A 25352-nucleotide genomic window follows, 5' to 3' on the forward strand; every position below is an offset into this window, starting at 1 on the left:
TCAGCCCTCCAGACGATCCAGCGCGAGATTGACCTCGAGGACGTTCACCCTGGGTTGGCCGAGGTAGCCGAGGTCGCGTGACTGAATCCTAGACTCGATCATCTCGCGCACGGTGGCCTCGTCCAGGTCCCGGGCAGCGGCGATGCGGGGGACCTGCAGCAACGCGTACTCGGGGCTGATGTGGGGGTCAAGGCCCGACGCCGACGCGGTCACGGCGTCAGCAGGGATCGCGGCGACCGCCACCGCGTCGCGGGTCGCGATCGCCGCCTGACGCTGCGCGATCTGCTCGATCAACGTCGCGTTCTCGGGCCCCTCGTTGCTGCCGCCGGAGGCTCCCGCGTCGTACCCGTCGCCGGCTGCCGAAGGGCGTGATTGGAGGTACTGCGCAAGGGGCACGCCCTCGGCATCCGCGAAGGACTGCCCGATGAGCGCGCTGCCCACGACGCGACCTGTCGAGTCGGTGACGAGGGAGCCGCCGGCCTGCCAGGGCAGGGCGAGCTGGCCGACGGCGGTGATCAGAAGCGTGTAGCCGATGCCGAGCACGACGGTGGCGACGACCATGGCGCGAAGCGACACCGCGAGGGTGCGAGCGAGGATCCGCAAAGACATGAGGTTCTCCCGGAGTGCGGGTCAGAATCCGGGCAGGATGCTGACGACGAGGTCGATGAGTTTGATGCCGGCGAATGGCGCGATGATGCCGCCGAGGCCGTAGACGAGCAGGTTGCGCCCGAGCAGGGCCGAGGCGCTGACGGCGCGGTAGCGCACGCCTCGCAGCGACAGCGGGATCAGCGCGATGATCACGAGGGCGTTGAAGATGATCGCGCTCGTGACCGCCGATGCCGGACTGCTCAGCTGCATGATGTTCAGCGCGGCGAGCCCCGGGAAGATCCCGACGAACATCGCCGGGATGATGGCGAAGTACTTGGCGACGTCGTTCGCGAGGGAGAACGTCGTGAGCGCCCCGCGCGTGATGAGCAGCTGCTTGCCGATCCGGACGATGTCGATGAGCTTGGTCGGATCCGAGTCGAGGTCGACCATGTTCCCGGCCTCCTTCGCCGCCGAGGTGCCGGTGTTCATCGCGACCCCGACGTCGGCCTGCGCCAGCGCGGGTGCATCGTTCGTGCCGTCTCCGGTCATGGCGACGAGGTTGCCGCCGGTCTGCTCTCGCCGGATGAGCGCGAGCTTGTCTTCGGGCGTCGCCTCGGCGAGGAAGTCGTCGACACCGGCCTCGGCCGCGATGGCGCGGGCGGTGAGCGGGTTGTCGCCGGTGATCATGACGGTGCGGATGCCCATCGCGCGCAGCTCGTCGAATCGCTCGCGCAGGCCCTCTTTGACGACATCCTTCAGGTGCACGACCCCGTGGACGGCGGCCCGGCCGGTGGCATCCAGGGTCGCGACCACCAGGGGCGTCCCGCCATCGGCCGCGATCGCATCCGCTGCCGAGGAGATCGCCGCGCGCACCGCCGGCTCGGGACCGGCTCCTGCCTCATCGAGCCACGCCATGACCGCCGACCCCGCGCCCTTGCGCACCTGCGTGCCGTCCGCCAGGTCCATCCCGCTCATGCGCGTCTGGGCAGTGAACGGCACCGGCACGGCATCGGACGGCAGGTCGACGCGGATGCCGCGCGCAGCCGCCAGCTCGACGATGGAGCTGCCCTCGGGGGTGGGGTCCGACAGCGACGAGAGCGCGGCGATCCGGGCGAGCTCCTCGGCCGGGACGTCGGGTGCCGGGATGACCTCGACCGCGCGGCGATTGCCGTAGGTGATCGTCCCGGTCTTGTCCAGCAGCAGGGTCGTGACGTCGCCCGCTGCCTCGACGGCGCGACCCGACATCGCCAGGACGTTGCGCTGGACGAGTCGGTCAATGCCCGCGATGCCGATCGCCGACAGGAGCGCGCCGATCGTGGTGGGGATGAGGCACACCAGCAGCGCCACGAGCACGGGGATGCTCACGGGAGCGGCGGCGTACGACGCGATCGGGTTCATCGTCGCCACGACGACCACGAACACGATCGACAGGCTCGCCAGCAGGATGCTGAGCGCGATCTCGTTCGGCGTCTTCTGGCGCGCCGCTCCTTCGACGAGTGCGATCATCCGGTCGACGAAGGTCTGCCCGGGCTGGGAGGTGATCCGTACGACGATGCGGTCGGAGAGCACCCGGGTGCCGCCGGTGACGGCCGAGCGGTCGCCGCCGGACTCCCGGACGACCGGTGCGGACTCGCCCGTGATGGCTGACTCGTCGACGGTCGCGATGCCCGCCACGATGTCGCCGTCCCCGGGGATCAGCTCGCCGGGTCCGACCACGACGACGTCTCCGAGGCGCAGGTCGCTCGAGGCGACGTCGATCACGGCGGCGTGCTCGGCGGCGGCATCCGACGTCCCGTCGTACTGTGCCACGCGGTGGGCGAGGGTCTGGGTGCGGATCTTGCGCAGGGAGGCGGCCTGCGCTTTGCCGCGGCCCTCGGCGACAGACTCGGCCAGGTTCGCGAACAGCACCGTGAGCCACAGCCAGACCGCGATCCCCCAGGTGAAACCGGCGGGAACCGCCGAACCGCCCGAGGCTTCGGGGCCGCCGAGGAACGGTTCTGCGATTGCGATCAGCGTCGTCAGGGCAGCCCCGACCCACACGAGGAGCATGACCGGATTGCGCCACAGCGACGCGGGGTTGAGCTTGCGCAGAGCCCCGGGCAGGGCGCGCACGAGCGCCTGTGCGCTGAAGGCTCGGGCGCGGTCCGTACGAGTGCGGGGGGAGCGTGCGCGGGGTGAGGGGGAGGCGAGGGTGGACATGTCAGAGGAGCCCTTCCGCCAGGGGACCCAGCGTGAGAACGGGGAAGTAGGTCAGGGCCGTCACGATCACGGCGACTCCCGCGAGGAGGCCGACGAACTGCGGTCGGTGGGTGGGCAGGGTGCCGGCACTGACCGGCATCCGTTGCTGTGCCGCGAAGGATCCGGCCAGGGCCAGCACGAGGACGATCGGGACGAATCGCCCGAGGAGCATGGCCACGCCCAGTGCGCTGTTGAGCCACACGGTGTTGGCCGTCAGCCCGGCGAAGGCCGAGCCGTTGTTGTTGGCCGCCGAGGTGAAGGCGTAGAGCACCTCGCTCAGGCCGTGCACCCCGGGATTCCAGATCGAGACGTTCTCGACATCCGAGCGGATGGCCGGGATGCCGAAGCTGAGTGCCGTGCCCGCGAGTACCAGGAGCGGAGTGACCAGGATGTACAGGCTCGCGAGCTTGATCTCGCGGGGGCCCACCTTCTTGCCCAGGTACTCGGGCGTCCGCCCCACCAGCAGGCCGCCGACGAACACCGCGATGACGGCAAGCACCAGCATCCCGTACAGTCCGGAACCGACGCCGCCGGGCGCGATCTCGCCGAGCATCATGTTGATCATGGGGATCATGCCGCCCAGGGCCGTGTAGCTGTCGTGCATCGAGTTGACCGCGCCAGTGGAGGTGAGGGTCGTCGCGCCGGCGAAGAGGGTGGAGCCGAGGATGCCGAACCGCGTCTCTTTGCCCTCCATGGCGGCGCCGGCCAGGTGCGGTGCCGTGCCCAGGCCGAGGCTCTCGAGCCATGAGACGGCGGCGATGGAGGCGACGAAGATCGACCCCATGACCGCGACGATCGCGTAGCCCTGCCGGTTGTCGCCGACCACCCTGCCGAACGCGCGAGGCATCGCGAACGGGATCGCCAGCAGCAGGAGGACCTCGAAGGCGCTCGTCCACGGGGCGGGGTTCTCGAACGGATGCGCCGAGTTGGCGTTGAAGAACCCGCCGCCGTTGGTGCCGAGCTCCTTGATCGCCTCCTGGGAGGCGACGGGACCGCCCGGGATGGTCTGCGTCGCGCCGGCGAGGGTGTCGACCGCCGTGAACCCCGAGAAGTTCTGGACGACTCCCGCCGTGAGCAGCGCGATGGCAGCCACGATCGACAGGGGCAGCAGGATTCGGCCGGACCCGCGCACGAGATCGACCCAGAAGTTGCCGATCGTGGCGGAGCCGCGGCGCGCGAACCCCCGCACGAGGGCGATCGCGACGGCGATCCCGACGGCGGCCGACACGAAGTTCTGCACCGCGAGACCCGCGAATTGGACGGTGTAGCCGAGGGTCAGCTCGGGTGAGGAGGACTGCCAGTTCGTGTTCGTCACGAACGACACCGCGGTGTTGAAGGCGAGCCCTTCGGGGACGGCGGGCAGGCCCAGCGCGTAGGGCAGGAACTCCTGCAGCCGCTGCAGGGCGTAGACGAACAGGACGCCGATGAGCGAGAACGACAGCACGCTGCGGGCGTACGCCTGCCACGTTTGCTCGGAGGTCTCATCGACCCCCGTCGCGCGGTACAGCCAGCGTTCGACGCGGGCGTGGCGGGGCGAGGTGTAGACGAACGCGATGTAGTCGCCCAGCGGCCTGTAGAGCAGGGCGAGTAGCAGGACCACGGTCGCGAACTGCAGCACCCCGGACCAGATGTCGGCAGCGTCCATCAGAACTTCTCGGGTGCCAGGAGCGCGGCGACCAGGTACACAACGGCGCCGATGGCCAGCAGCAGCGACAGGAGCGAGATGACGATCACGGCCGGTCGCCTCCGTCGGTCACGTGATGACGAGCGGGTCGGGTCTGGCGCGGGCTGAGCCTTTCGAGGCCGGGGATGAGGAGGCCGACCAGCGCGAACAGGGCGACGGTGGCGGCCACGACGAGGATGTCGAGCACGGTGTCTCTTTCGGAGCGTCGAGGCCCGCGCGGGGAATCCGTGCGGGTGCCGGGGCACGTGACGAGGAAACCGCTCCGTCCCCCCTAGGTCGACGGTCCTCACGGATTCCATACGGGCGGACCCGTCGATCCCGACGGGGTGCACACGCGTGTCGGTAACGCGGTGGGATGACACTGGATGTCACGCGTAACGGGCATGCGTTGAGAGCATCGAGCCGCCCTTGTCGTGACACTTTCCCGAGACGCCTTGCTCGAACTCGAGTCGGGCGTAGAGCGACCCGCGTCCGACGCGCTTTATAGACCTGGCTTTGAGTGGTTCGTCGACGACGGTCACTTCGATCCGCTCTTTGCCCGCGGGCGATGTGAAGGAATCCGGGGAGAGCGAAGACGCCGCGGAGGGCGCCGTGGGCCGAGGAAGGCGCCGCAGACGACGTCAACGCCGGGGATGCGGCCGAAGACGAGGAGGAGAATGCCGCGGAGGCGGATGTCGAGGCAGCGGCCGCGGCCGCGGATGTTGTCTCGCGAGGGGCCCGACGTCAGGTTGTCTCGTTGGTCATTGCCGCGTCGATTCGCTGAATGAAGTCGTTCGCCCACTCTGCCGCAAGTGATGCCATCGGGATCGCCGCAGCGGCCCAGATCCCCAGCACCTGCCGCACCGTGTACTGGAGATCGGAGTTGCTCGCAGTGGGTGGAGGAGTTGTTTCAGCGTAAGTAGTCACAGTGCCACCGCTTCCTCGTCGTTCACAACCTCGGCGCTGCCCGCGACGACCTGCCAGCGGCCCCCGACGATCGCCCACGAACGGCGATAGGTCATCGTCGCCTCCGCGAAGCGCCCGCGGTCGACAACGTGAACGCGTGATCTCGACACTGTGCTTCCCTTCCCTTTCTGCTGGTCCGTCGTTCGGTGCGTCTCGTCGATCTGCAGAAACCTCAGTGCTCCGGACGCGTGTGCGTGCAGATCGGCTGCGCGATCGACCACCGAACCGTCGGGCAGGCGGAAACGCAGATCCTCGGCAAGCAAAGCGCGCAGGGCGTCGACATCGCTCGTGCGCAGCGCTTCCAGCAGCGCATCCTCGGTTTCGTCGAGGCTGCGCCCGGTGACGTCTCGCGCGGGTGCGATAAGGAGGCGCCTTCGAAGAGCGAGCATCCCCGCCGCCGCGCCCACCCACGCCGCCCAGCCGAGAGCCTTATACACCCAGAACGCTGGATCGGGAAGTTGCGTCGCGGGTGTGACGAAGGCGGTCGACGCGAAGACGAGGACGGAATTGACCAGTGCATGGCCCCATGCAGCCGGCCACGCGCTCCCGGAAAGCTCGCGCCCGGCGCCGAGGACGAGTGAGGCCACCAAGAGGTCGACCGTCGTTCCGAGCACGGTTCGCCAGGACAGGTCCCCCTGAGCGCCGTATGCGACGAGCAGTGGGAGATGCCAGGCCGTCCAGACGGCACCGACAGCGAGGGCGGTCCACCAGAACCCACGATTCCCTCGGACGCGGGTCCAGAGGAATCCCCGCCAGCCGAACTCCTCACCTGTTGCGGAGAGGAAGGCGAGCAGCGCCACGGGGAGAACAAGCAAAGCGGTTTCGCCGAGGGCGGGATCGGGTGACCACGAGACGACGCCCACGGCGACGCCCACAACGATCTGCGCCGCGGCGACAACGAGGATGGCGGCCGTGGTGAGCCCGATGACAATCCAGGTGCGTGCCCCGCCGAAGGGTGAGGCGCGCCACAAGCTTCGTAGGGCTCGGCTGCCGCGCACGGGTCTGACCGCAAGAATGACCGCAAGTGCGGGAATCCACTGCGCAAGAGGCGTGGCAACCCCCAGGTAGTCGGCATCGACGCCGAGCAGCGCCGGGAGGCACAGCAGCAGGACAGCGCTGAAGGTGATGGTGAGGAACGTGCGCGCTTGTCGTGAGCGGGTCACTCGCGGGCTCACCCTCGCGCGTCCCGGGAGGTTCGGGCTGCCGCGAGGTCTCGCGCCGCGACCAGTGGAGTGTCCTTCCATCGGACCGCGACGGCGATGACCCCTGCGAGGAGTGCGAGCTCGATGCCGCTGGCAACGAGGTAGTAGCTCCACTCGCCGATCGCAGCGCCGATGATCGTGAGGGCGAACACTGCCGCGACCACGATTTGCATCAACCGATTGACCGTGCGCGGGATCAGTACCGACGCGGCGATCATCAGTGAGGGCACTGCGACGTACAGAACGATGCCCAACATGAAGGCTTCGTTGATGGTGAATACGAAAGCGCGTCCTGCCTCGATCTGCTCTCGGAGGTCAGCGCGGTAGAACGCGAAGATGTCGACGAACGCGACGAGGAACATGACGCTCGTCCAGAGCGCGGCGAGCCGGACTCTCGGGTCGAGCGGCCGGAACGGGGAAGAAGGATCGACGATCATGCGGGCTCCCAGCGATAAAACTTACACATGTAAGACTTGCCGCCCGATCCTACTCTTACGACCGTAAGTTACGCAAAGATGTCACAGTGAGCCGACGAGGGACCCTGACAAGGGAACGCGTGATCGCCGCGGCGGCTGCCGTCGCCGACCGGTCCGGTCTCGCTGGTGTCTCGATGCGCAGCGTGGGCGGCGAGCTCGGAGTCGAGGGCATGTCGCTCTATCACCACGTATCGAGCAAAGACGCTCTCCTCGACGCGCTCGCCGAATGGGCCATCGCCAAGATCGATCTTCCTCCGCCAGATGCGCCATGGCGAGAGGCAATGGAAACGCGCGCTCGATCCGCCCGCGCCGTATTCGTCGCACACCCGTGGTCGATCGCGATGATCGAATCACGGCCTGCGCCGAGCGCGGCCCTGCTGACTCATCACGACAGGGTCCTCGGATGGCTCTTCGCCGCCGGCTTCACCGCTCCACTGGCGACGCTCGCTTTTTCAACCGTGGACGCCTTCGTTTACGGCTTTGCGCTCAGTGAGACCAATCTCCCGTTCCAGCCCAACCCGGGCGCAGAAGCTGACTTCGCGGCAACCGTCTCACCCGACCCGGGCGCCTACCCGAACCTCTCACGGTCGCTGACCGAACTGCTGAGCAGCGGCGACTACACCTATCCGAGCGAATTCGACAACGGCCTCACCCTCATCCTCGACGCCATCCAGGCTCAGCTCGACGCCACCCGAGTCGCATAGGACCGCCGGAGAGGGGCCGTCAGGGATCGTTTCAGTTGTGGGCACGGCGTGGGCACGGAATTCGTCTCGCCTCGGTCACCCACTCGACTGCCGCGTCGCGCCCGTTCACATGCAGTGTTCTGTTTGCGCGATCCTCACGCGCCTGATTGGACCGGCGCACCGTGTCCGGCCTTCCGACGACATCATGTCTGGCCATCTCGCCTCCGAGGGTGTCCCTCGCGCATTCGCCGAGCGGACGCACCTGATCAGCGGCCCACCCCTGAATGGGGGTGATGACGTCGCTGCACTCCCTCGATGATGAGCGAGCAGGCAATGAGTTGGAGATTGTCAGCGACCAGTGTCGACCACGAAGGAGTCACTTGATGTCAGACGCAGGTATTCGGCCCGAAGTTGCCGCTGTTATCGACCGCATTGATGACATGCGTGCGGCGCTTGCGGCTGGAGGTAGGGCCGGCGAGGACTTGCGGCGGATCCCCGACGAGATGTTCTCTGCCGTCGCGAAGACCGGCGCATTCAGCGTTTCCGCCCCGACCAAGTTCGGCGGTCTTGCGGCAAACACGCGGGAGTGCAACGCCGTGGCGCGGGCGATCGGACGGGGCGACGGCGGCACGGCATGGGTTTGCGGAATCTTGGACTCGGGCGCCTGGGTTCTGAGCCTCATGAGCGAGCAGGCGCAGCAGGATGTCTGGGGCGGGGAGGGCGGTGTGGATTCCTTCATATCGATCGTTCTCGCGACGACATCCGACACGGAGCAGGTGCCCGGCGGGCTCAAAGTCACCGGCCGATGGGCGTACGGGACCGGGAGCCGTCACGCAGGTTGGTCGCTGCTCGGCATCCCTCTGAAGAATGACGCGGGGGAAGTGGTCGATGCTGGCCTCGCGCTGATCCCGACCACTGACCTGACGTTGGAGGACAACTGGTTCGTCGCTGGGATGAAGTCAACCGGCAGCGTCATCCAAGTAGCCGAGAACGTCTTCGTCCCAGACCATCGCATCTTGCCGCTCACTGCCGCCGTCGACGGCCAACACCTTGGCGACAATCCCGAACAGACCTACCAGACGGTGTTCGTTCCGTCGCTGTTCATGAAGCTGGTTGGACCCCACCTTGGGATGGGCCGCGCGGCACTCGATTTTGTGATCGCGAAGGCGGACACGAAGGCCATCGCCTACACCGGCTATGAGAAGCAATCAGACTCCGCCTCCTTCCAGGTACAGATCGCGAAGGCCGCGCTCCAGTTGGACGCAGCCGAACGGGTGGCGGAGGAGGTGGCGGATCAGATCTACGATGCCGCCGAGCGAGGCTACTATGCGCCGTATGCCGAGCGGATCGAGATGCGCGCGAAGGCCGGGTGGGTGGTCGAGACCATCACCACCATGATCCACGAACTGATGACCGCGCACGGGTCTGCGGGCTTCGCTGAAGCGTCCGTTCTCCAGCGCATATGGCGGGATCAGGCAACGGCGAGTCGCCATGGACACACCCTCGGGATGAGTGGGTACGAAGCATACGGAAAGGTGCTGTGCGGACGCGAAGAGGAAGCACGATTCGTGCTTCCGATCGTCTAATCGGCGCGCGGACCCAGCGAGAAGGACAATCGATGTCCCGAGAACGAGCCGATCAGAACATCTCCGCGGAGGAGTTCACCTACGCCTTTCGCCACCACCCCGCCGGGGTTGCAATTGTCACCGCCGACGCAGGTGACGGACCGGTAGCGATGACCGTCAGTTCGGTAGCCTCCGTCTCGATCGATCCGCCAACGCTGGTCTTCTCCGCCTCGGCGCGCTCGTCGAGCACCCCCACCATCGCGCGCGCCGAGACCCTGATCGTGCACATGCTGGCGTCGGACCAGGTTCAGCTTGCCAAACTGGGCGCTCGCAGCGGAGCTGAGCGCTTTGGTGAAGACATCGAATGGGACAGGCTCCCATCGGGGGAACCATACTACCCGCGAGCCAACTCGTGGATACGGGGACGAGTCGCGGACCGGTTCGAAGTGAGGGACGCCACGCTCGTCGTCGTAGAAGCCATCGGGGCAAGTCCACGTAGGGCGGACGGACCGTGCCAGGAGCCGAACCCGCTCGTGTACCACAACCGAAAATGGTTCGTGCTCGACAGAAAGTCGATGCTGCCCGAATCGCTGGTTCCGTTCTACGTCGTATATGGCCGTGGAGACTAGGCGATCCGCGCTACCCAAGATCGAGCCCATTCGACCGCATCCAAAGGAGAAATGAATGGCGAACGGAAGAATTGCGCATACGAGAGCGCCCGTCGTACCTGGCATCTCGGACAGTGTCCGAGTAACCGCAGGTGACCTTCTCTTCATCTCCGGCCAGGTCGGATTCGAAGCGGACGGTTCGGTCCCCAGCGATTTCGTTCGCGCCATCGAGCTCACCTATGCAGAACTCGAGCGCGCACTCGCGGCAGGCGGAGCGACCTACGAAGACCTCGTTCGCGTGAACGTCTACATCACACAGCTCGATCAAGACAAGCTCGCCATGTGGCGCCGGACTCGAAACGCAATTGTGCAAGTGGCCGAGCCCTCAGCGAGCACCGTCATCGGTGTGCACTCGTTGTACAACGGAGCAACAATCGAGATCGACGCGATCGCGGCGGTCTAGCCATAGGTGCGCACTGCCGAATCTCACCCAACAGCAAACTCACCCGCCGCCGGGGTATCCGGCGAACACAAGCCCTGCTATTCAGGGGAAAACCTGCTAGCGTCGGTTGCCGACTCGCGCAAATGAAAATGAAGGAGACACAATGACAGTGCACCCTGATGCCAGAAGGTTCCTCGACATCGTCGCAGGCTCACCGCCGGCGGACACTCAGACAGTTGAACAGAACCGCGCCGCCCTCAGCAACGCGCTCCCACTCACAGGTGCGACAACGGAACTTCCATATGTCGAGGACACGACGATTGCCGGCGTTCCCGTGCGGCTGTACAGCGCTACCCCTGTGGAGCATGACGCGCCAGCCGTGATCTACTTCCATGGCGGAGGCTTTGTTCTCGGCGATCTCGAAATCGCAGATACGACCGCACGCGACCTGGCGAAGTACTCAGGTGCCCTCGTAGTCAGCGTTGACTACCGAAGGGCGCCGGAGGCGCCATTCCCCGCCGCGATTCAGGATGCTCTCGCGGTAACTGAGGCCGTGCTTCGTGGAGACTCTGCGCTGCCGATAGACGTCTCGCGCGTCGCCGTCGCGGGAGACAGCGCCGGCGGCACTCTCGCAGCAGTCACTGCGCAGCAGCTTCGAGGGCACCAACCCGCGCTCGTGCACCAGGCGCTGATCTACCCCACGACCGAGCTATCGACTGACCTCACCGGAAGCTTCGAGGAGTTCGCGGAAGGTTACTTCCTCACGGCCCGCGATAGCGAGTACTGCTACTCGACATACGCAGGCGAAAACCGGCGCGATGTGTTGGCGTCGCCGGGCTTGAACCCAGATCTGAGCAACCTCCCCGACGCGACAGTGATCACAGGGGGGTATGACCCGTTGCGGGACCAGGGCGAGGCCTACGCACAGGCAATGGCGGAGGCAGGCAACACGGTAACTTCAGTCCGATTCAACGGGTTGGTTCACGGCTTCTTCTACATGGCGGGAGTCATCGATGGCGGCAACAGCGCGCGCCGATTCGTCGGTGTGCAGCTTCAGGCCGCGCTCATGGCCTCCCTCGTGAAGACGGGATGAACAAGCCGCGGGTCGGTGGCAATGTCGGAGTTCGAAAGGCGCTACCGCGCAAGCCGCAGGGAGCCGATCAGCACGACGGTGCGAGCACGCCCTGATCGCGCCAGGATGAAGGAGCGAACCCCCAGCGTCGGCGATCGCTGGGGGTTCGCTCTTGTTGCACCGGGCCGGCGTGGGCCGGGCCAGCAGGTGGTCCAGTCCCTCCGCCGTGGCGAGATGCACCGAAGTAGTCCGCTTAGGGGAGTTCGCCGATTGCCCGGGCGAGCGCGACGGCTTGCGTGCGATTGTGCGCGGACAGTCTGTGCATGATCGACCGCAGATAGCTCTTGACCGTCTCTGCCTCGATTCCGAGGCGGTCCGCGATCTCCTTGTTCGTGTAGCCCACCGCAACGAGGGAGAGCACGTCGATCTCACGGGGAGACAACACGCGTGAGCGATGGACTGCCTGCCCGCCTGACAGACCGTGCGAGATTCGCGCGAGGCGAACGCGTAGATCGCGGTCATCGGTTTCGCGGGCAAGAGCACGCAGTTCCGCATAAGCGGCGCTGACCGCCGCCCGGTCGGGATCGGCCGGTGAGGAACGCGCCGCTTCCGTGATCGTCGCAGCCTCAAGAGTGCGTAGTTGCCGGGCGACCTCGTCGGCGACGGCGATATCGAACTCGACCCTGCGAGCGATCTCGCGCACTCCACGCAAGACGGACGAGCCCAGTTCCGCTGGCACACGGAGTGCCCCGTACAGCATTGCCCGCACCGTTCCGTTGACGACAACGGGCACTACGACGATGGATCGCAAGCGCTCAGCAGCGACGGCGTGGTCGTACTCGTGGGTGATGCTGGGTTCCGATAGGTAGTCGGCGACGGCCGCGATCTTCGCCCCGCGCAGCGCTTTGCCTCCAAGTCCGTGCCCGGCACGAATCACGAGCCCGTTGAGCGCGCGACTCGCGTTTCCCACAGACTCGTTGATCACCATCCGTGTGCCGTTCGCGGAGACCTCGCCCCCGAAGGCGATAGGCAATCCGGTCTCGCGCCGCATCGACGCGAGGGATGACGATAGGACGGATTCCACTCTGAATACTCCCGTTCTCTACTGCGGTCAACTGTCACAGTTTTGAGATCGGTAATCCACCCCTGTATGGGGGTGATGAGGTCGCGAGAGTCCGTCGATGATGTGCGAATGAGCAATGAAGCACTCATCTCTTACGCGTCCGGCACCGGCACCTCACCTTTGCTCGGGCAGACGATCGGGGTACTCCTCGACCAGATTGCACAGGAATTCCCTGAGCGAGAAGCGCTTGTCGAGACCTTCAGTGGGAGGCGTTGGACGTTCGCAGAGTTGCTCCACGATGTCGAGGCGCTGGCTGCCAACCTGATCAAGGCTGGAATCGCAAGAGGCGATCGGGTCGGCGTATGGTCGCCCAATTCCGCAGAGTGGGTTCTCGTCCAGTACGCAACCGCGAAAATCGGCGCCATTCTCGTCAACGTCAACCCGGCGTATCGCACGACAGAGCTGGACTACGTCATCAAGCAATCAACCATGCGGCTGATGATCAGCGCGACCAACTTCCGCGACACCGACTACGCCGCCATGCTCGCCGAGATCAACTACCACGACGTCGTATTCGTTGGATCACCCGGCTGGACGCGACTCCTCCAACCCGGCACCACCGAGGACGTCGGCCGGCTGAGCGACCGGGCCGCGGAACTCACGTTCGACCAGCCGATCAATATCCAGTACACATCGGGAACGACCGGTTTCCCCAAAGGTGCGACACTCTCACACCACAACATTCTCAACAACGGGTACTCCGTTGGAGAAGGTCTGCACTACACGGAGTACGATCGCCTCTGCCTCCCGGTGCCGCTCTAGTCGTCCCGGGCCTGATCGTACGCAGCCCGCCCTCTCGTCGGCAGGGTGGAGTACTCGGCGAACGACAGCGGGGGAGGCGGGGGCGGAAGAGCGGTGAACGCCTCACGCAGTCCGAGCAGGGTGGTCTTGCGCGCGTGGTGTAGCACCAGAGGTTGGACGATCACCTTCAGAACTCCTTCACCGTGACGATGTCGTACTCCGGCGAGTCCCAGTCGATGTCACCGACATCGGCAGGGTCGGTCCATCCGTCCAGGTCGATCGGCTCCGGGTCCGTCGCGCCGGAATCGGACATATAGGGCGCCGTTGCGCCGGTGGCCCTGTCGCGAAGGTTGCGATTGCGGGCGCGCTTGTCGCTGCGCTCCCGCCTCTCCATGACATCCAGGAGCTCCGTCCTCTTCGGGGTCTCGCCTGGGTCACCGGAGCCGAATCGTTCGACCAGCTTGACTGCAGCCTCGGCGACCATCCACGCCGCCTTGTCGTCGAGCGCGGTGTCCCAGCACTCGATCCACTCGTCGGTCTCTGGGTGGCGCACCCACACGGCGTTGGAGTTGTAAGGGTCGTAACTGATGTCGAACTTCCGCGCCCGGGTTGAGCCGGTGGCCGCACCTGTCAACGAGCGGTCGCGCAGTTCGGCCAGCAACGGCGAGTCGTAGGTCCGGTTGTTGAACTCGATGCCTTCGCTGCTGATCACGCGGGGTTTTGTAGGCAGGAGGGCGAAGAAGTCCTCCGCGCGGAACGGCAACTGCACGCCCGGGCCGACCTCGAACAGTACTGCGTACATCTGGTTGGGAGTCCACTCCCGCCCCGGGAACAGCGGCGACTTCAACCCGCCGTGATGTGTGTTCAAGTAGACCGTCGTGATCCATGTCTCGAACGCAAGCCGCACCGAGTCAAGCGTCAGCGTCGGGTTATCCCGCTTACCCCTGTTCGCGACCGAACTGCCAGTCGCGCCGGCCAGCCAGGTCGCAAAGCTGGTCGATGTGGTTCCGAAGTTGCGCTCGACATGCGGCTTCACCGTAGCGGCGTTCGGGGGCGCCAGCACCAGGGTGATGCCGAACGCGCGACACGCAGCCTCAAACGTCGCAGAGCGAAAGTCGGCGCCTCCGTCGATCGTGATCGCGTGAGGGAAGATCCAGGGCACAGCCAACGAGTCGTCGTCGAGGTACGGATTCACTCTCTTCATCAGCTCAATGGGAAGAGTTGCGGATCCGGAAAGCACCGCGGCAGCGGACCCTGGAATCGCACGGCGCCCCACGATGGCACGAGCCAGCAGAAGTGAGTGATCGAATCCGTTCGGCGAGTTAGCGTGGATCGCCCATGCGAGAGGCACTCGACTCGCGACATCGAAAAGCACGGTCGCAGTGGGGCGGTAGGTGTTGCCCCTGTCATCCCACACCTGCACATCCAGCAGCGTCGAGTCGATCTCGCACACCGCTCCGAGTCGGAAGGCGCTGCCGGAGAAGTGTTGGCGATCCGGACTGTTCGCGGCCGTGCGCCGAGTGGTGGCCTTATCGAAGCTGTACCGACCCGCGTCTCGCTCATTGATGTAACCCTGCAGCGTGGTGTCAGTGATATCGCAGACCGGGTCGCCCGGGTACATGCTCTCCAGCATCCGACGCACCAGCAACGCGCAGTGGCGTCGAGTAGTAGTCGGCATATCCCTGCGATCGTCCAGCGCACGGTCGATGACGGCGACCAGTCGCGGATCTGCCCTCGCGATCACAAGTCTTCGCTTGCCCCGTCTGTGCATCCGGGCGTCCAGCCCCGCCACACCGTGCGATTGATAGACCTTCCAGAAGTTGAACAGCGCCTTCCGCGAGCGGGCCAATGACGTGCCGGCCGTCTCCGCGATCTTCGACGCAATCCGCTGCTCCTGTGTCGTAATGGCAGGGTCATACTGCGGGCGCGGCCCGGTTGCAGTCGGGGCCATCGGGATACCCCGAAATGCTTCCAGCAAGTGCCTCTCCATGTCGAGTACGTCACTTGGCCAATCGCCGCCAGCGATCCGCAGCGGAAGATCCACATCACGCTTCGAGCTGCCCGCATGAGCAAGTAACTCGGGAACCGAGATGACCATCCAGTCGTCGGCGGTTCCCTCGCGGCGCAACTTGGCCTCGGTACCCCGACGCACTCCTTCCCACGCCCACGACTCCCCGTCGATCTCAACGATGTCGCCCAGCCGCAGCTTGTGCTCTTCAGGCATTGGATCTCCCCCCTTCCAGAACGCGCTCCGACGACGTGAACACGGTGTCGCTGTTGAAGACAGCTCCTAGATCCAGGTGGAGAAGACGGCGCCACGCGAGGTTGTCGACCCAAGCTGCCGCCAGCGGTGGGCATTCCGGAGACGCGATCTCGCACAACTCGCGTCGAGTGCGCCCGCCCCGGGCGGCATCGAGGATCAGCGCTTCGATCTCAGGGACCGGCGCGCAGCGCTCATGGCGCGATGCAGACAAACAGTCGAGGTTCCGCGTCGCAAGCGTGTCGTGACCGGTGAGAACTCGGTAGTGCCAGCCGAGCGTCTCGCAGGTCTTAGCAGTTTCGTCGAACTGTAGACGCGTCGCGTGCTTCAGGCTTTCCTCCGGGCGGACATCGAACAGCCCGTAGCTACCGTCTGTGAACTGAGCCAGGAAGTCGGGAACGTGCGAATATCCCGCTAGGCGCGAACCGTGCCCAAAGGCGATCGCCATCGGCTGCGCCCAAAGGCGCTCCACCTGTGCACCGAAGTCGAGCCATAGCAATTCCCAGCGCTCCTCCTGAGACTCGCACCAGACATGGCTACGCGTCCGCTGCCAGAAGTACATCGAGTTGGTGAAGCGGTGCCGGACACCCTTCGATGTGCGAACACGCCTCGGATTTATCGACGCCCAGTCCCGCTCTCCAACGTCTCGTGTGACGATCGCGTAGTCCTGGCGAACGGGGGATCGGACCGTGTCGTCGATTGAGCGGGGCAGCCAGTGGGCCTCCGTGTACGGCGAGCGACGCCGCACCGTGATCTGCTTCGCAGTTTCGACTGGACGCACCGGGACCTCCTGGCACCGGTCTATATGCGGAGAGGCGGGTGACACGCGCGACTCGCGGAGTAAGTGACATTCCGTGTCATCGAGCTCATGCCGTATGTCAGGTAAAGAGCCGTTGTGTCACGCAAACCCGTTCCCGACAACGCGCATCTTGACTCCGCTGTCTCGAGAGCCTAATCTACAACCAAATGGTTGTAGAAAGTGATCTGACGGATGCCGAGGTCGACCGTGTCTTCCACGCACTGGCTGCGGCGACGCGGCGCGACATCCTGCGTCGCACGATCGCGTCCGAGCACTCCGTCTCGGAACTCGCCCGTGAGTACGACATGTCCTTCGCGGCGGTGCAGAAGCACGTCGCCGTCCTCGAAGAGGCCGGGCTCATCATCAAGCGGGCGGAGGGGCGCGAGCGACTGGTGCGCGCCGATCCTCAGATGATCGCCCGCGCTCGCGCCCTGCTCGCGCGTTACGAAGACCTCTGGCGCGCCCGCATTCAGCGCCTCGACGACCTGCTCGCCGAACCGACCGACCTCCCCCCCACCCCCACGAAAGGGACCTGACGATGCCCGTCACCTCTGTCACCACCGACCCCGAAGCGCTCACGATGACCCTCGTCGGCGACTTCGCGGCGCCGGTCGAGCGCCTGTGGAAGGCGCTCACCGAGCCGGCCCAGCTGGAACGGTTCTGGGGGCCTCCCGGGTACCCCGCGACCTTCAGCGAGTTCGACTTCACCCCCGGAGGGCGGGCTTCCTACGTCATGACCAGCCCCCAGGGCGACCGCTACGGCGGTGGGTGGGAGTTCATCGACATCGACGAGCCGGTCTCGTTCAGCGTGCTCGACTACTTCACCGACGAGAGCGGGGCGCGCAACGACGAGATGCCGTTGCAGCGCATGGTGTTCCGGTTCGAGGCGACCGAGACCGGCTCGCGGCTGACCAACGTCACCTCTTTCACGTCCTCCGAGGCGCTCGAGCAGGTCATCGCGATGGGCGCGATCGAAGGGTCGACCCTCGCGATCAACCAGCTCGACCGCGTGCTGCAGGATCTGCGCGAGTATGCGCAGGGCAAGGGCACGCAGACCGAGATCCTCAGCGACACGCACGTGCGCATCACGCGCCTGGTGAACGGCCCCCGCGAGCTGGTGTGGCGCGCCCACACCGAGCCCGAGCTCATGAAGCGCTGGCTGCTCGGTCCCGACGGATGGCGGATGTCGGTGTGCGAGATCGACCCGGCAGTCGGAGGTCGCTACCGCTACGCGTGGGAGCCGCTGGAGGGCACTGAGGGGGAGGGGTTCGGGTTCGACGGCGAGACGCTCGTGAGCGTGCCGCCGGTGCGTGCGGTGACGACCGAGCACATGACCGGCACCGACTATCCGTCAACCGTCAACGACCTGAATCTCTACGAGGAGGACGGCGCGACGCTCATCACGGTGCTCATCGAGTATCCCGACAAAGACACGCGCGACATGGTCCTGGCCACCGGGATGACCGAGGGCATGGAGACGAGCTACGCGCGGCTCGAGCGCGAGGTGCTCGCCGGCTGAGGGGCACGCAACGAAGAGGGGGCGGATGCGGCGGCATCCGCCCCCTCTTCGTCGTTGCGTGACGGCATCCGGATGCCGAGGGTTTGCGTTCGCGGTACTCAGTGTTACTATCTACCGGTAGTCAATAACACTGAGTAGTGAGGATGCCGATGGGCAAGCAGATGACCGAGATGCTCAAGGGCACGCTCGAGGGCATCGTCCTCGCGCTGCTGGCGACCGGCTCGGCCTACGGGTACGAGATCACGGCGAGGCTGCGCGAGCGCGGCTTCACCGACATCGCCGAGGGCACGATCTACGCCCTCCTGGTGCGCATCGAACAGCGCGGTCTCGTCGACGTCGAGAAGGTTCCCTCCGAGAAGGGGCCGCCGCGCAAGGTCTACACGCTCAACGAACGGGGCCGCGAGGACCTCGACGAGTTCTGGCGCACCTGGGGCTTCCTCTCCGAGCGCCTGGCACAGCTCCACACGCACGACGGATCCGACGAAGGGAACAACTGACCATGGCCGCGAACTGGATCGAGCTGGTCACCGGCTCGCTGGATGACAAACGCCGCTGGCGCGCGTACAAGGCGCGCGTCAAGCAGCTGCCCACTCCGTATCGCACGGCGATCGAGGGGATCGAGCGCTACCTCATGTACACGGGAGGCCCCGATGGCGGCGCCCGGCTGATGGCGATGTTCGACGACCTCGGTGACCTGTTCGAGCGCGCAGCGATCGATGGCACCCCGGTGCGCGAAATCGTCGGCGAGGACCCCGTCGCGTTCGTCGAGGAGTTCAAGAGCAACTACGGCCTCGGCAAGTGGCTCTCGAAGGAGCAGCAGCGGCTCGCCGATGCCATCGCGAAAGCCGACACGCAGGCCGCCTCCGGAGCCGGCGAGGTCGCGCCATGAGCGCCGCGTCGGTAACGTCCGTCGCCCCGCGCACCGCGACGCCCCCGGCGATCCGCACGCGCGGCATCACGAAGGCCTACAAAGAGCTGGCGGTGCTGCGCGGGGTGGATCTGGACGTTCCCGCCGGGTCGATCGTCGCCCTGTTGGGCTCCAACGGCGCGGGCAAGACGACCCTGGTCCGCATCCTTGCCACCCTGCTGCACGCGGATGCCGGGACTGCCGAGGTCGCCGGCAACGACGTGGCGTCCGCGCCCGGACGGGTGCGCGAGGCGATCAGCCTCACGGGGCAGTTCACGGCGGTGGACGACGTGCTGACGGGGCGAGAGAACCTCACCCTCGTCGCGCGGCTGCGGCACCTGCCCGATCCGCGATCGGTCGCCGACGCGCTGCTGGCGCGGTTCGCGTTGACGGATGCCGCGGGCCGCCCCGCCGGCACCTATTCGGGCGGGATGCGCCGCCGGCTCGACATCGCGATGAGCCTCATCGGCGACCCGCGGGTCGTCTTCCTCGATGAGCCCACGACGGGCCTTGACCCGCAGGCGCGCCTCGAGGTCTGGGACGCGGTGCGAGGACTCGCGGCAGCCGGCACGACGGTGCTGCTGACGACGCAGTATCTGGACGAAGCGGAGCATCTTGCCGACCGCATCGCGATCCTCCACGAGGGCCGGATCATCGCCGACGGGACCCTCGAGCAACTGAAGGCGCTCCTGCCGCCGGCGACCGTCGAGTACGTCGAGAAGCAGCCGACCCTGGAGGAGATCTTCCTGGCGATCACGAAGAGGAACGAGCAATGAGCATGCACACTCTCACCGACACGGCGGCGCTCACGGGCCGCTCGCTTCGGCACATCCTGCGCAGCCCCGACACGATCATGACGACAGCGGTGATGCCGATCGGCATCCTGCTGCTGTTCGTCTTCGTGCTCGGGGGAGCCATCGAGACGGGCAGCCAGTCCTACATCGACTACCTGCTTCCCGGCATCCTGCTCATCACGATCGCCTCGGGGGTCTCGTACACCGCGTATCGCCTCTTCCTCGACCTGCAGGGGGGAATCTTCGAGCGGTTCCAGTCGATGCCCATTGCGCGCTCCAGCGCCCTGTGGGCCCACGTCCTCACGTCTCTGGTGGCCAACGGCGTGTCCCTCGCGCTCGTCGTGGGCGCTGCCGTGCTCATGGGCTTCCGCTCGGGTGCGGGGATCCTCGCGTGGGTGGCGGTCGTCGGCATCCTGTTCCTGTTCACCGTGAGCCTGACGTGGCTCGCCGTGCTCGCGGGGCTGTCGGCGAAAACGGCCGACGGAGCCATCGCGTTCTCGTACCCGCTGATCTTCCTGCCGTTCATCAGCTCGGCATTCGTGCCCACCGACACGATGCCCGGCCCGGTGGCCTGGTTCGCGCAGTACCAACCGGTGACCCCGATCGTCGACACGATCCGTGCGCTGCTGGCGGGGCAGCCCGTCGACGCCGACATCTGGATCGCCCTGGCCTGGATGCTCGCCATCCTGGTCGTCGGCTACGTCCTCGCCATGCTCCAGTACCGCCGCCGGATCCGCTGACGGCGGGGGCGCGGGCGATCAGCCGAGGGGCGATCCCGCCGCGAGCAAAGTGCGACTCACCGCGCTGCGACCGCTCAATCGCTGGACATCCCCTCCGCGGAGACGATCGCTACCCTCATCCGTGAGGTCTTGGCGCGAGCGAGCGCGACATCGTCGCGGCAAAGGATGGCGAGGAACTCTCGAGCTCGTGCCACCGTTGCCAGCAGCGATAGCCGAGGGCTCCGGCGGGACCGAGCACGTGGAATCGAGGCGCGGGAGGGGTGTGTCAGCCCTGCGTGCTCGGCACACAGTCGCGCCACCTCCCCAGCGTTGCGATGCACGATCGAGTGCGCGGCGCCCGGGATGGTCACGGCGCGGGCGCTTCTGGCACGGCTGACAATGAGCGCCGTCCATCCCCGCGGGCACACCGCATCGAGCTCTCCCCGAAGGACGAGCACGTCGGCCTCGACATCCGATATGCGCTGCTCCAGGCGGAAGGCGATCATCCGGGGCATGCTCGCGAAGAACGGTCTCAGACCTGTCAGCAGGTAAGACATCACGGCCAAGAGGGCGACCCCGACCGGCTCTTTTGAAGCCGCGAGCGCGAAAGCGAGTGCGACCCGGACTGCAGAGCGTTGCGCGGGAGCGACAACCGGGCTCACGAGTACGAGCCGGGTGAGGTCAGGCCGCCCGGCGGAGAGTTCGGTGACCACCTGGGCACCCATCGAGTGCCCGATGACGACAGGAGCGGCAAGACCCAGTGCGTCGACAGCGGCGCCGACGAGATGCGCGTAGCCGACGATGTCGAGATCGCGCGCGCGGCAGGGGGTGCCAGCGAACCCGGGCAGATCGAGCGCATACACGCTCCCATACGGAAGGAGCCGTGGTGCGAGGCGCTCGAACACGCCGACGCTCATCCCGATGCCGGGCACCAGTACGAAGTCGACGGGGCCGAACCCCCGTACCTCCGAAACACGAGTGTAGGCACCTGGCGGCCCCACTCGCCTGACCCGGACCCGCACATCCCCCAGCGCGTATCGGGGCACGGACGGTCCTGCGGCGGACGGCGTGACCACTCGACGGCGCGGAATCAGTTCACCGCGGTCTGGGCCAGGCCCTCTTCGAGGGCGACCCAGGCGAGCATCGCGCACTTCACGCGGGCGCTGAACTTCGAGACGCCCGAGAGTGCCGCGGCGTCCTCGTAGGTGTCCTCGTCGAGCTCGATCGTGCCGCGGGAGCGCAGCGCCTCACGGAACCCGTCGATCAGCTGGGCTGCCTGCTCGCGCGGCAGGCCGTCCATGAGGTCGACGAGCATGGATGCCGAGGCCTGCGAGATCGAGCAGCCCTGGCCCTCCCACGTGACGTCGCGGATCGTTTGCCCGTCATCGCTCACGCGCACCCGCAGCGTGACCTCGTCGCCGCAGATCGGGTTGCGCTGGTAGCTCGTGCCGCTGTGGTCGTCGGCCTCGGCGAGGCCGAACCCGTGCGGGCGCTTGGAATGGTCGAGGATCAGCTCCTGGTACAGGGACTCGAGGCTCATCAGGCGGCTCCGAAGTAGGAACGGATGCCGCTGGCGGCATCCAGGAATCGATCGACCTCGTCGGGGGTCGTGTACAGCGCGGCGGAGGCGCGCACCGACGCGGTCAACCCGAATCGGCGATGCAGCGGCTGGGCGCAGTGATGGCCGACGCGCACCGCGATCCCCTGGGCGTCGAGGAACTGGCCCGCGTCGTGCGCGTGAACCCCCTCGACGGCGAACGAGGCAAGGCCCACGCGGGGCGCGGCATCCGTATCGCCCAGCAGACGGATGCCGGGAATCTCGCGCAGCCCGTCGCGCATTCGCCGCTCGAGCTCGACCTCGTGTGCGTGCACGGCATCCATTCCGAATGCCTGCAGATAGCGGGCAGCTGCCGCCAGGCCCACCGCCTGCGACACGGGCTGTGTTCCGGCCTCGAAGCGCTGGGGGGATGGGAGGTACTGGGCTTCGTCGAGCGTGACGGTCGTGATCATCGATCCGCCGGTCAGGAACGGCGGCAGGGCGTTGAGCAGTTCGCGCCTGCCGTAGAGTCCGCCGATGCTGTACGGGCCGAGCATCTTGTGTCCGGAGAACACGGCGAAGTCCACGCCGGTCGATGGCATGTCGATGCTCAGGTGGGGCACCGACTGGCAGGCATCCATGACTGTCAGTGCGCCCACGCTCCGGGCGAGGGCGACGAGGTCGTCGATCGGATTGATGATGCCGAGCACGTTCGACACGTGGGGGAAGGCGAGGATGCGGGTGCGCTCGCCGATCAGCTCGCGCGCGGCCGCCATGTCGAGCCGGCCATCGTCGAGCACCGGGATGTGGCGCAGGCGCGCGCCGGTGCGGGCGGCGAGCTCCTGCCACGGGATGAGGTTCGCGTGGTGCTCGGACTCCGTGACGACGATCTCGTCATCCGGACGCAGCGCGAAGCGCCTCGCCGCCTCGCCGCCTCGCCCGAGCGTCGCATTCCCGATGGCGTATGCGATGAGATTGATGCCGGCGGTCGCCCCGGATGTCCACACGAGCTCACCTTCGCCGGCGCCGACGAATGCGGCGACCGCCGCCCGGGCGTCCTCGAAGGCATCCGTCGACTCTGCTGCCAGCGTGTGGGCACCGCGGTGCACGGCGGCGTTGGTGCGGCTCAGGAACTCCACCTCGGCATCGATCACCTGCTGCGGCTTCTGGCTGGTCGCGGCAGAGTCCAGGTATGCGAGCGGGTGGCCGTTCACCTCCTGCGCGAGGAGGGGGAAATCGGCGCGGATGGCGTCGAGATCCAGCGGGGTCACGGCGGGAACGGTCACCCCTCCAGCGTACGCGCCGTGGAGGCGGGCGGTTCGGGGCGCGGGATGCTGCCGCTACAGGTCGGGGCGCTCGAGGCTCGAGTGCTCGGCGTGTTCGAAGTGCTCGACCGGGTCGAACGGGCGCCCGGCGCGTTCTTGACCGGGAAGCGGGCGGGAGCGCCGGCCATAGATGAGTTCGGAGGAGTCGAGCAGCCAGGGCACGAGAGTGATCGAGACGCCGTGGACGAGCATGAGCTGCTGGGCCAGGCGTCGCGCCCGACGGTTGTGCAGCAGCGTCTCCCACCAGTGCCCCACGATGTACTGCGGCAGATAGACGGTGACCACGGCCGAGCCGTGTTTCTCGCGATACCGACGAATGAACTCTGCGACGGGCCCGCCGTAGGTGCGGTACGGCGAGTCGATGATCACGAGCGGCAGCGGGATGCTGTGCTGTGCCCACTCCCGTTGCAGTGCGTCGGCTTCCTGCGGGTCCGTGGCGACATGGAGAGCGATCGTCGTGTCGTGTCGGGCCGCCAGCGCATAGTCGATCGCCTTGGCGACAGGTTTCTGCAGCCGGTTGACCATGACGAGGGCGACATCCCCCGAGGAGCCGAAGTGCACATCGTCGTCCATCCGGATCTCGTGTTCGACGTCGCGGTAGTAGCGATTCACCCCGAGCATGAGGGTCGCGAGGATCGGGATGGCCAGGAAGACGAGCCACGCGCCGTGGGTGAACTTGGTGACGGTCACGATGACGAGCACCGCCGCGGTGAAGGTCGCCCCGGTCGAATTGATGACCAGCCCGGTCAAGGCGCCGCGACGCTCGACCGCCGATGCCGGGTCGCGGCGCGCCTCGATCCGCGTCGTTGCCCGAAGGATGCCGCGCCAGTGGCGCACCATCCCGAGCTGACCGAGCGAGAACGAGACGAAGACACCGATGATGTACAGCTGGATGAGTGTCGTGAGGTTTGCCTGATAGATCACGAGCACGGCGACGGCAGCGAGGCCGAGCACGAGCATCCCGTTGGAGAAGACCAGGCGGTCGCCGCGGGTGTTCAGTGCCTTCGGGGCGTACCCGTCGCGGGCCAGCACGGCACCGAGCAGCGGGAACCCGTTGAACGCGGTGTTGGCCGCCAGCAGCAGCACGAGCGCGGTGGCCGCCTGGATGATGTAGAACGGCACCGAGCCCATGCCGAAGGTTGCGGCGGCGACCTGTGCCATGAGGCTCGGCTGCGGCTGGTTCTCGCAGTCGAACCCGATGAGCGTGCAGGGGTCTTCGGCGTAGTGGACGCCGGCGACCAGCGCGATGGTCGTGAGGCCCGCGAACAGGAAGATCGCGATCCCGCCCATCATCGTGAGCGTCAGCTGCGCGTTGCGCACCTTGGGTCGGCGGAACGCGGGCACGCCGTTGGAGACCGCCTCGACGCCGGTGAGGGCGGAGCAGCCGCTCGAGAAGGCCCGCAGCACCAGCAGGATGACGGCGGCCTGCGTGAGGCTCTCGGCTTGCACGGCGAACTCCGCCGACGACGCCACGGGTGGGTCGCCGAGCGCGGTGCGCACGAGACCGGCACCGATCATGATCACCACCGACGTGATGAACACGTACGTGGGGATCGCGAACACGAGCGAGGCCTCGCGCACGCCGCGCAGATTGATCAGCACGATGACAATGACGAACCCGACGGCCATCTCGACGCGCGCGGGATCGAGGAAGGGCAACGCCGAGATGATGTTGTCCACCCCGGAGGCGACCGAGACGGCCACGGTGAGGACGTAGTCCACCAGCAGCGCCGCGGCGACCACGACACCGGGCACCTCTCCGAGATTGGTGCGCGCGACCTCGTAGTCGCCGCCCCCCGAGGGGTACGCCTTGATGAGTTGCCGGTAGCTGAGCACGACCACTGTCAGCAGGATGACGACGGCGGCGGCGATCCACGGCGAGAACGCGAGAAACGCGAGACCGCCGGTCAACAGGATCATCAGCAGTTCCTGCGGCGCATAGGCTACCGACGACAGGGCGTCCGAGGCGAAGATCGGCAGGGCCATCTTCTTGGCGAGGAGGTGCTCGTCCATTGCGTCGGACGACAACGGCTCGCCCAGCAGGATGCGTTTGGCTGCAGGAGTCTCGGGCAGGGCGGGATCACGCCCCTCGGTGGTCACGGCGGGCGAGATTACGCCTGTTGCG

28 protein-coding genes are annotated in these 25352 nt (G+C 66.6%); 12 read left to right on the top strand and 16 right to left on the bottom strand.

Annotation, left to right across the window (positions count from 1 at the left end; translation table 11 throughout):
• From kdpC to ACSGC5_RS09210, 8 genes are all read right to left on the bottom strand, one after another.
• A complete protein-coding gene (kdpC, locus tag ACSGC5_RS09175) occupies positions 1-609 on the bottom strand; it encodes a potassium-transporting ATPase subunit KdpC (protein ID WP_434970335.1) in 609 nt (202 codons plus the stop codon).
• Between the two features lie 21 nt (positions 610-630).
• Complete coding sequence (kdpB, locus tag ACSGC5_RS09180) at positions 631-2787, bottom strand: potassium-transporting ATPase subunit KdpB (protein WP_434970336.1); 2157 nt, start codon at positions 2785-2787, stop codon at positions 631-633.
• A 1-nt stretch (position 2788) separates the two neighbouring features.
• Entirely contained in the window at positions 2789-4471 is a 1683-nt protein-coding gene (kdpA, locus tag ACSGC5_RS09185) for a potassium-transporting ATPase subunit KdpA (RefSeq protein ID WP_434970337.1), read from the bottom strand.
• A complete protein-coding gene (locus tag ACSGC5_RS09190; RefSeq protein ID WP_434970338.1) occupies positions 4471-4560 on the bottom strand; it encodes a potassium-transporting ATPase subunit F in 90 nt (29 codons plus the stop codon). The genes kdpA and ACSGC5_RS09190 overlap by 1 nt, the downstream gene beginning before the upstream one ends.
• The gene (locus tag ACSGC5_RS09195) at positions 4557-4697 is read right to left on the bottom strand and encodes a hypothetical protein (protein WP_434970339.1); all 141 of its coding nucleotides are present in this window, start codon (positions 4695-4697) and stop codon (positions 4557-4559) included. The genes ACSGC5_RS09190 and ACSGC5_RS09195 overlap by 4 nt, the downstream gene beginning before the upstream one ends.
• Positions 4698-5233: 536 nt before the next feature.
• On the bottom strand, positions 5234-5416 hold the full coding sequence (locus tag ACSGC5_RS09200; RefSeq protein ID WP_133177950.1) for a hypothetical protein: 183 nt from the start codon (positions 5414-5416) through the stop codon (positions 5234-5236).
• Positions 5413-6618, bottom strand: a complete 1206-nt coding sequence (locus ACSGC5_RS09205; RefSeq protein WP_228179302.1) for a CPBP family glutamic-type intramembrane protease — start codon at positions 6616-6618, stop codon at positions 5413-5415. The genes ACSGC5_RS09200 and ACSGC5_RS09205 overlap by 4 nt, the downstream gene beginning before the upstream one ends.
• Before the next feature lie 8 nt (positions 6619-6626).
• On the bottom strand, positions 6627-7094 hold the full coding sequence (locus ACSGC5_RS09210; RefSeq protein WP_195692604.1) for a DUF6326 family protein: 468 nt from the start codon (positions 7092-7094) through the stop codon (positions 6627-6629).
• A gap of 86 nt (positions 7095-7180) precedes the next feature.
• Here ACSGC5_RS09210 and ACSGC5_RS09215 point away from each other — a divergent pair, with 86 nt between their 5' ends.
• The 5 genes from ACSGC5_RS09215 to ACSGC5_RS09235 all read left to right on the top strand — a co-directional run bounded on the left by ACSGC5_RS09215 (position 7181) and on the right by ACSGC5_RS09235 (position 11524).
• On the top strand, positions 7181-7837 hold the full coding sequence (locus ACSGC5_RS09215; protein ID WP_195692603.1) for a TetR/AcrR family transcriptional regulator C-terminal domain-containing protein: 657 nt from the start codon (positions 7181-7183) through the stop codon (positions 7835-7837).
• Positions 7838-8109: 272 nt separating this feature from the next.
• On the top strand, positions 8110-9402 hold the full coding sequence (locus tag ACSGC5_RS09220) for an acyl-CoA dehydrogenase family protein (protein ID WP_434970340.1): 1293 nt from the start codon (positions 8110-8112) through the stop codon (positions 9400-9402).
• A gap of 32 nt (positions 9403-9434) precedes the next feature.
• Complete coding sequence (locus ACSGC5_RS09225; RefSeq protein ID WP_228179300.1) at positions 9435-10010, top strand: flavin reductase family protein; 576 nt, start codon at positions 9435-9437, stop codon at positions 10008-10010.
• Between the two features lie 55 nt (positions 10011-10065).
• Positions 10066-10452 carry a RidA family protein gene (locus ACSGC5_RS09230; protein ID WP_195692601.1) on the top strand — a complete coding sequence of 129 codons (387 nt, stop codon included), beginning with the start codon at positions 10066-10068 and terminating at the stop codon, positions 10450-10452.
• Between the two features lie 142 nt (positions 10453-10594).
• A complete protein-coding gene (locus ACSGC5_RS09235; protein ID WP_228179299.1) occupies positions 10595-11524 on the top strand; it encodes an alpha/beta hydrolase in 930 nt (309 codons plus the stop codon).
• A 232-nt stretch (positions 11525-11756) separates the two neighbouring features.
• Here ACSGC5_RS09235 and ACSGC5_RS09240 read toward each other — a convergent pair whose 3' ends face one another.
• The gene (locus ACSGC5_RS09240) at positions 11757-12587 is read right to left on the bottom strand and encodes a helix-turn-helix transcriptional regulator (RefSeq protein WP_195692599.1); all 831 of its coding nucleotides are present in this window, start codon (positions 12585-12587) and stop codon (positions 11757-11759) included.
• Between the two features lie 108 nt (positions 12588-12695).
• On the opposite strand from ACSGC5_RS09240, the gene ACSGC5_RS09245 reads away from it, so the two are divergent.
• Complete coding sequence (locus ACSGC5_RS09245; RefSeq protein ID WP_228179298.1) at positions 12696-13388, top strand: AMP-binding protein; 693 nt, start codon at positions 12696-12698, stop codon at positions 13386-13388.
• Here ACSGC5_RS09245 and ACSGC5_RS09250 read toward each other — a convergent pair.
• The 3 genes from ACSGC5_RS09250 to ACSGC5_RS09260 are packed head-to-tail and all read right to left on the bottom strand — an operon-like array spanning position 13385 to position 16408.
• Positions 13385-13552, bottom strand: coding sequence for a hypothetical protein (locus tag ACSGC5_RS09250; protein WP_228179297.1), 168 nt, complete (start codon positions 13550-13552; stop codon positions 13385-13387). The two genes, ACSGC5_RS09245 and ACSGC5_RS09250, sit on opposite strands and share 4 nt — an antisense overlap.
• 2 nt (positions 13553-13554) lie before the next feature.
• On the bottom strand, positions 13555-15591 hold the full coding sequence (locus ACSGC5_RS09255; protein WP_036294965.1) for a Mu transposase C-terminal domain-containing protein: 2037 nt from the start codon (positions 15589-15591) through the stop codon (positions 13555-13557).
• Positions 15584-16408, bottom strand: a complete 825-nt coding sequence (locus ACSGC5_RS09260; RefSeq protein WP_036294967.1) for a TnsA-like heteromeric transposase endonuclease subunit — start codon at positions 16406-16408, stop codon at positions 15584-15586. The genes ACSGC5_RS09255 and ACSGC5_RS09260 overlap by 8 nt, the downstream gene beginning before the upstream one ends.
• Positions 16409-16593: 185 nt before the next feature.
• Between ACSGC5_RS09260 and ACSGC5_RS09265 the strand changes: the two genes are divergently transcribed.
• From ACSGC5_RS09265 to ACSGC5_RS09290, 6 genes are all read left to right on the top strand, one after another.
• Positions 16594-16962 carry an ArsR/SmtB family transcription factor gene (locus tag ACSGC5_RS09265; RefSeq protein WP_434970341.1) on the top strand — a complete coding sequence of 123 codons (369 nt, stop codon included), beginning with the start codon at positions 16594-16596 and terminating at the stop codon, positions 16960-16962.
• Between the two features lie 2 nt (positions 16963-16964).
• Complete coding sequence (locus ACSGC5_RS09270; protein ID WP_434970342.1) at positions 16965-17945, top strand: SRPBCC family protein; 981 nt, start codon at positions 16965-16967, stop codon at positions 17943-17945.
• A 149-nt stretch (positions 17946-18094) separates the two neighbouring features.
• Positions 18095-18442 carry a PadR family transcriptional regulator gene (locus ACSGC5_RS09275; RefSeq protein ID WP_434970343.1) on the top strand — a complete coding sequence of 116 codons (348 nt, stop codon included), beginning with the start codon at positions 18095-18097 and terminating at the stop codon, positions 18440-18442.
• Positions 18443-18444: 2 nt separating this feature from the next.
• Entirely contained in the window at positions 18445-18834 is a 390-nt protein-coding gene (locus ACSGC5_RS09280) for a DUF1048 domain-containing protein (RefSeq protein WP_434970344.1), read from the top strand.
• Positions 18831-19628 (top strand): ABC transporter ATP-binding protein, encoded by a 798-nt coding sequence (locus ACSGC5_RS09285; protein WP_434970345.1) that lies wholly within the window; start codon positions 18831-18833, stop codon positions 19626-19628. Before ACSGC5_RS09280 ends, ACSGC5_RS09285 begins: the two co-directional genes overlap by 4 nt.
• Positions 19625-20386, top strand: coding sequence for an ABC transporter permease (locus ACSGC5_RS09290; RefSeq protein ID WP_434970346.1), 762 nt, complete (start codon positions 19625-19627; stop codon positions 20384-20386). The genes ACSGC5_RS09285 and ACSGC5_RS09290 overlap by 4 nt, the downstream gene beginning before the upstream one ends.
• A gap of 74 nt (positions 20387-20460) precedes the next feature.
• Here the strand turns inward: ACSGC5_RS09290 and ACSGC5_RS09295 are convergent, their stop codons facing one another.
• The 4 genes from ACSGC5_RS09295 to ACSGC5_RS09310 all read right to left on the bottom strand — a co-directional run bounded on the left by ACSGC5_RS09295 (position 20461) and on the right by ACSGC5_RS09310 (position 25339).
• Positions 20461-21297, bottom strand: coding sequence for an alpha/beta fold hydrolase (locus tag ACSGC5_RS09295; RefSeq protein WP_434970347.1), 837 nt, complete (start codon positions 21295-21297; stop codon positions 20461-20463).
• A 158-nt stretch (positions 21298-21455) separates the two neighbouring features.
• Positions 21456-21905, bottom strand: a complete 450-nt coding sequence (gene sufU / locus ACSGC5_RS09300; RefSeq protein ID WP_434970348.1) for a Fe-S cluster assembly sulfur transfer protein SufU — start codon at positions 21903-21905, stop codon at positions 21456-21458.
• Positions 21905-23188, bottom strand: coding sequence for a SufS family cysteine desulfurase (locus ACSGC5_RS09305; protein WP_434970349.1), 1284 nt, complete (start codon positions 23186-23188; stop codon positions 21905-21907). Before ACSGC5_RS09305 ends, sufU begins: the two co-directional genes overlap by 1 nt.
• Before the next feature lie 54 nt (positions 23189-23242).
• On the bottom strand, positions 23243-25339 hold the full coding sequence (locus ACSGC5_RS09310; RefSeq protein ID WP_434970492.1) for an APC family permease: 2097 nt from the start codon (positions 25337-25339) through the stop codon (positions 23243-23245).
• Between the last annotated feature and the right edge of the window lie 13 nt (positions 25340-25352).

It is taken from the genome of Microbacterium sp. bgisy207 (assembly GCF_965345035.1).
In the GTDB taxonomy this organism is placed as follows: Bacteria; Actinomycetota; Actinomycetes; order Actinomycetales; family Microbacteriaceae; genus Microbacterium.

Coding starts and splice junctions, on each gene's coding strand:
- kdpC (WP_434970335.1), bottom strand. CDS start 609: ATGTCTTTGCGGATCCTCGCTCGCACCCTCGCGGTGTCGCTTCGCGCC.
- kdpB (WP_434970336.1), bottom strand. CDS start 2,787: ATGTCCACCCTCGCCTCCCCCTCACCCCGCGCACGCTCCCCCCGCACT.
- kdpA (WP_434970337.1), bottom strand. CDS start 4,471: ATGGACGCTGCCGACATCTGGTCCGGGGTGCTGCAGTTCGCGACCGTG.
- ACSGC5_RS09210 (WP_195692604.1), bottom strand. CDS start 7,094: ATGATCGTCGATCCTTCTTCCCCGTTCCGGCCGCTCGACCCGAGAGTC.
- ACSGC5_RS09220 (WP_434970340.1), top strand. CDS start 8,110: ATGACGTCGCTGCACTCCCTCGATGATGAGCGAGCAGGCAATGAGTTG.
- ACSGC5_RS09225 (WP_228179300.1), top strand. CDS start 9,435: ATGTCCCGAGAACGAGCCGATCAGAACATCTCCGCGGAGGAGTTCACC.
- ACSGC5_RS09230 (WP_195692601.1), top strand. CDS start 10,066: ATGGCGAACGGAAGAATTGCGCATACGAGAGCGCCCGTCGTACCTGGC.
- ACSGC5_RS09235 (WP_228179299.1), top strand. CDS start 10,595: ATGACAGTGCACCCTGATGCCAGAAGGTTCCTCGACATCGTCGCAGGC.
- ACSGC5_RS09245 (WP_228179298.1), top strand. CDS start 12,696: ATGAGCAATGAAGCACTCATCTCTTACGCGTCCGGCACCGGCACCTCA.
- ACSGC5_RS09255 (WP_036294965.1), bottom strand. CDS start 15,591: ATGCCTGAAGAGCACAAGCTGCGGCTGGGCGACATCGTTGAGATCGAC.
- ACSGC5_RS09265 (WP_434970341.1), top strand. CDS start 16,594: ATGGTTGTAGAAAGTGATCTGACGGATGCCGAGGTCGACCGTGTCTTC.
- ACSGC5_RS09270 (WP_434970342.1), top strand. CDS start 16,965: ATGCCCGTCACCTCTGTCACCACCGACCCCGAAGCGCTCACGATGACC.
- ACSGC5_RS09275 (WP_434970343.1), top strand. CDS start 18,095: ATGGGCAAGCAGATGACCGAGATGCTCAAGGGCACGCTCGAGGGCATC.
- ACSGC5_RS09280 (WP_434970344.1), top strand. CDS start 18,445: ATGGCCGCGAACTGGATCGAGCTGGTCACCGGCTCGCTGGATGACAAA.
- ACSGC5_RS09285 (WP_434970345.1), top strand. CDS start 18,831: ATGAGCGCCGCGTCGGTAACGTCCGTCGCCCCGCGCACCGCGACGCCC.
- ACSGC5_RS09290 (WP_434970346.1), top strand. CDS start 19,625: ATGAGCATGCACACTCTCACCGACACGGCGGCGCTCACGGGCCGCTCG.
- sufU (WP_434970348.1), bottom strand. CDS start 21,905: ATGAGCCTCGAGTCCCTGTACCAGGAGCTGATCCTCGACCATTCCAAG.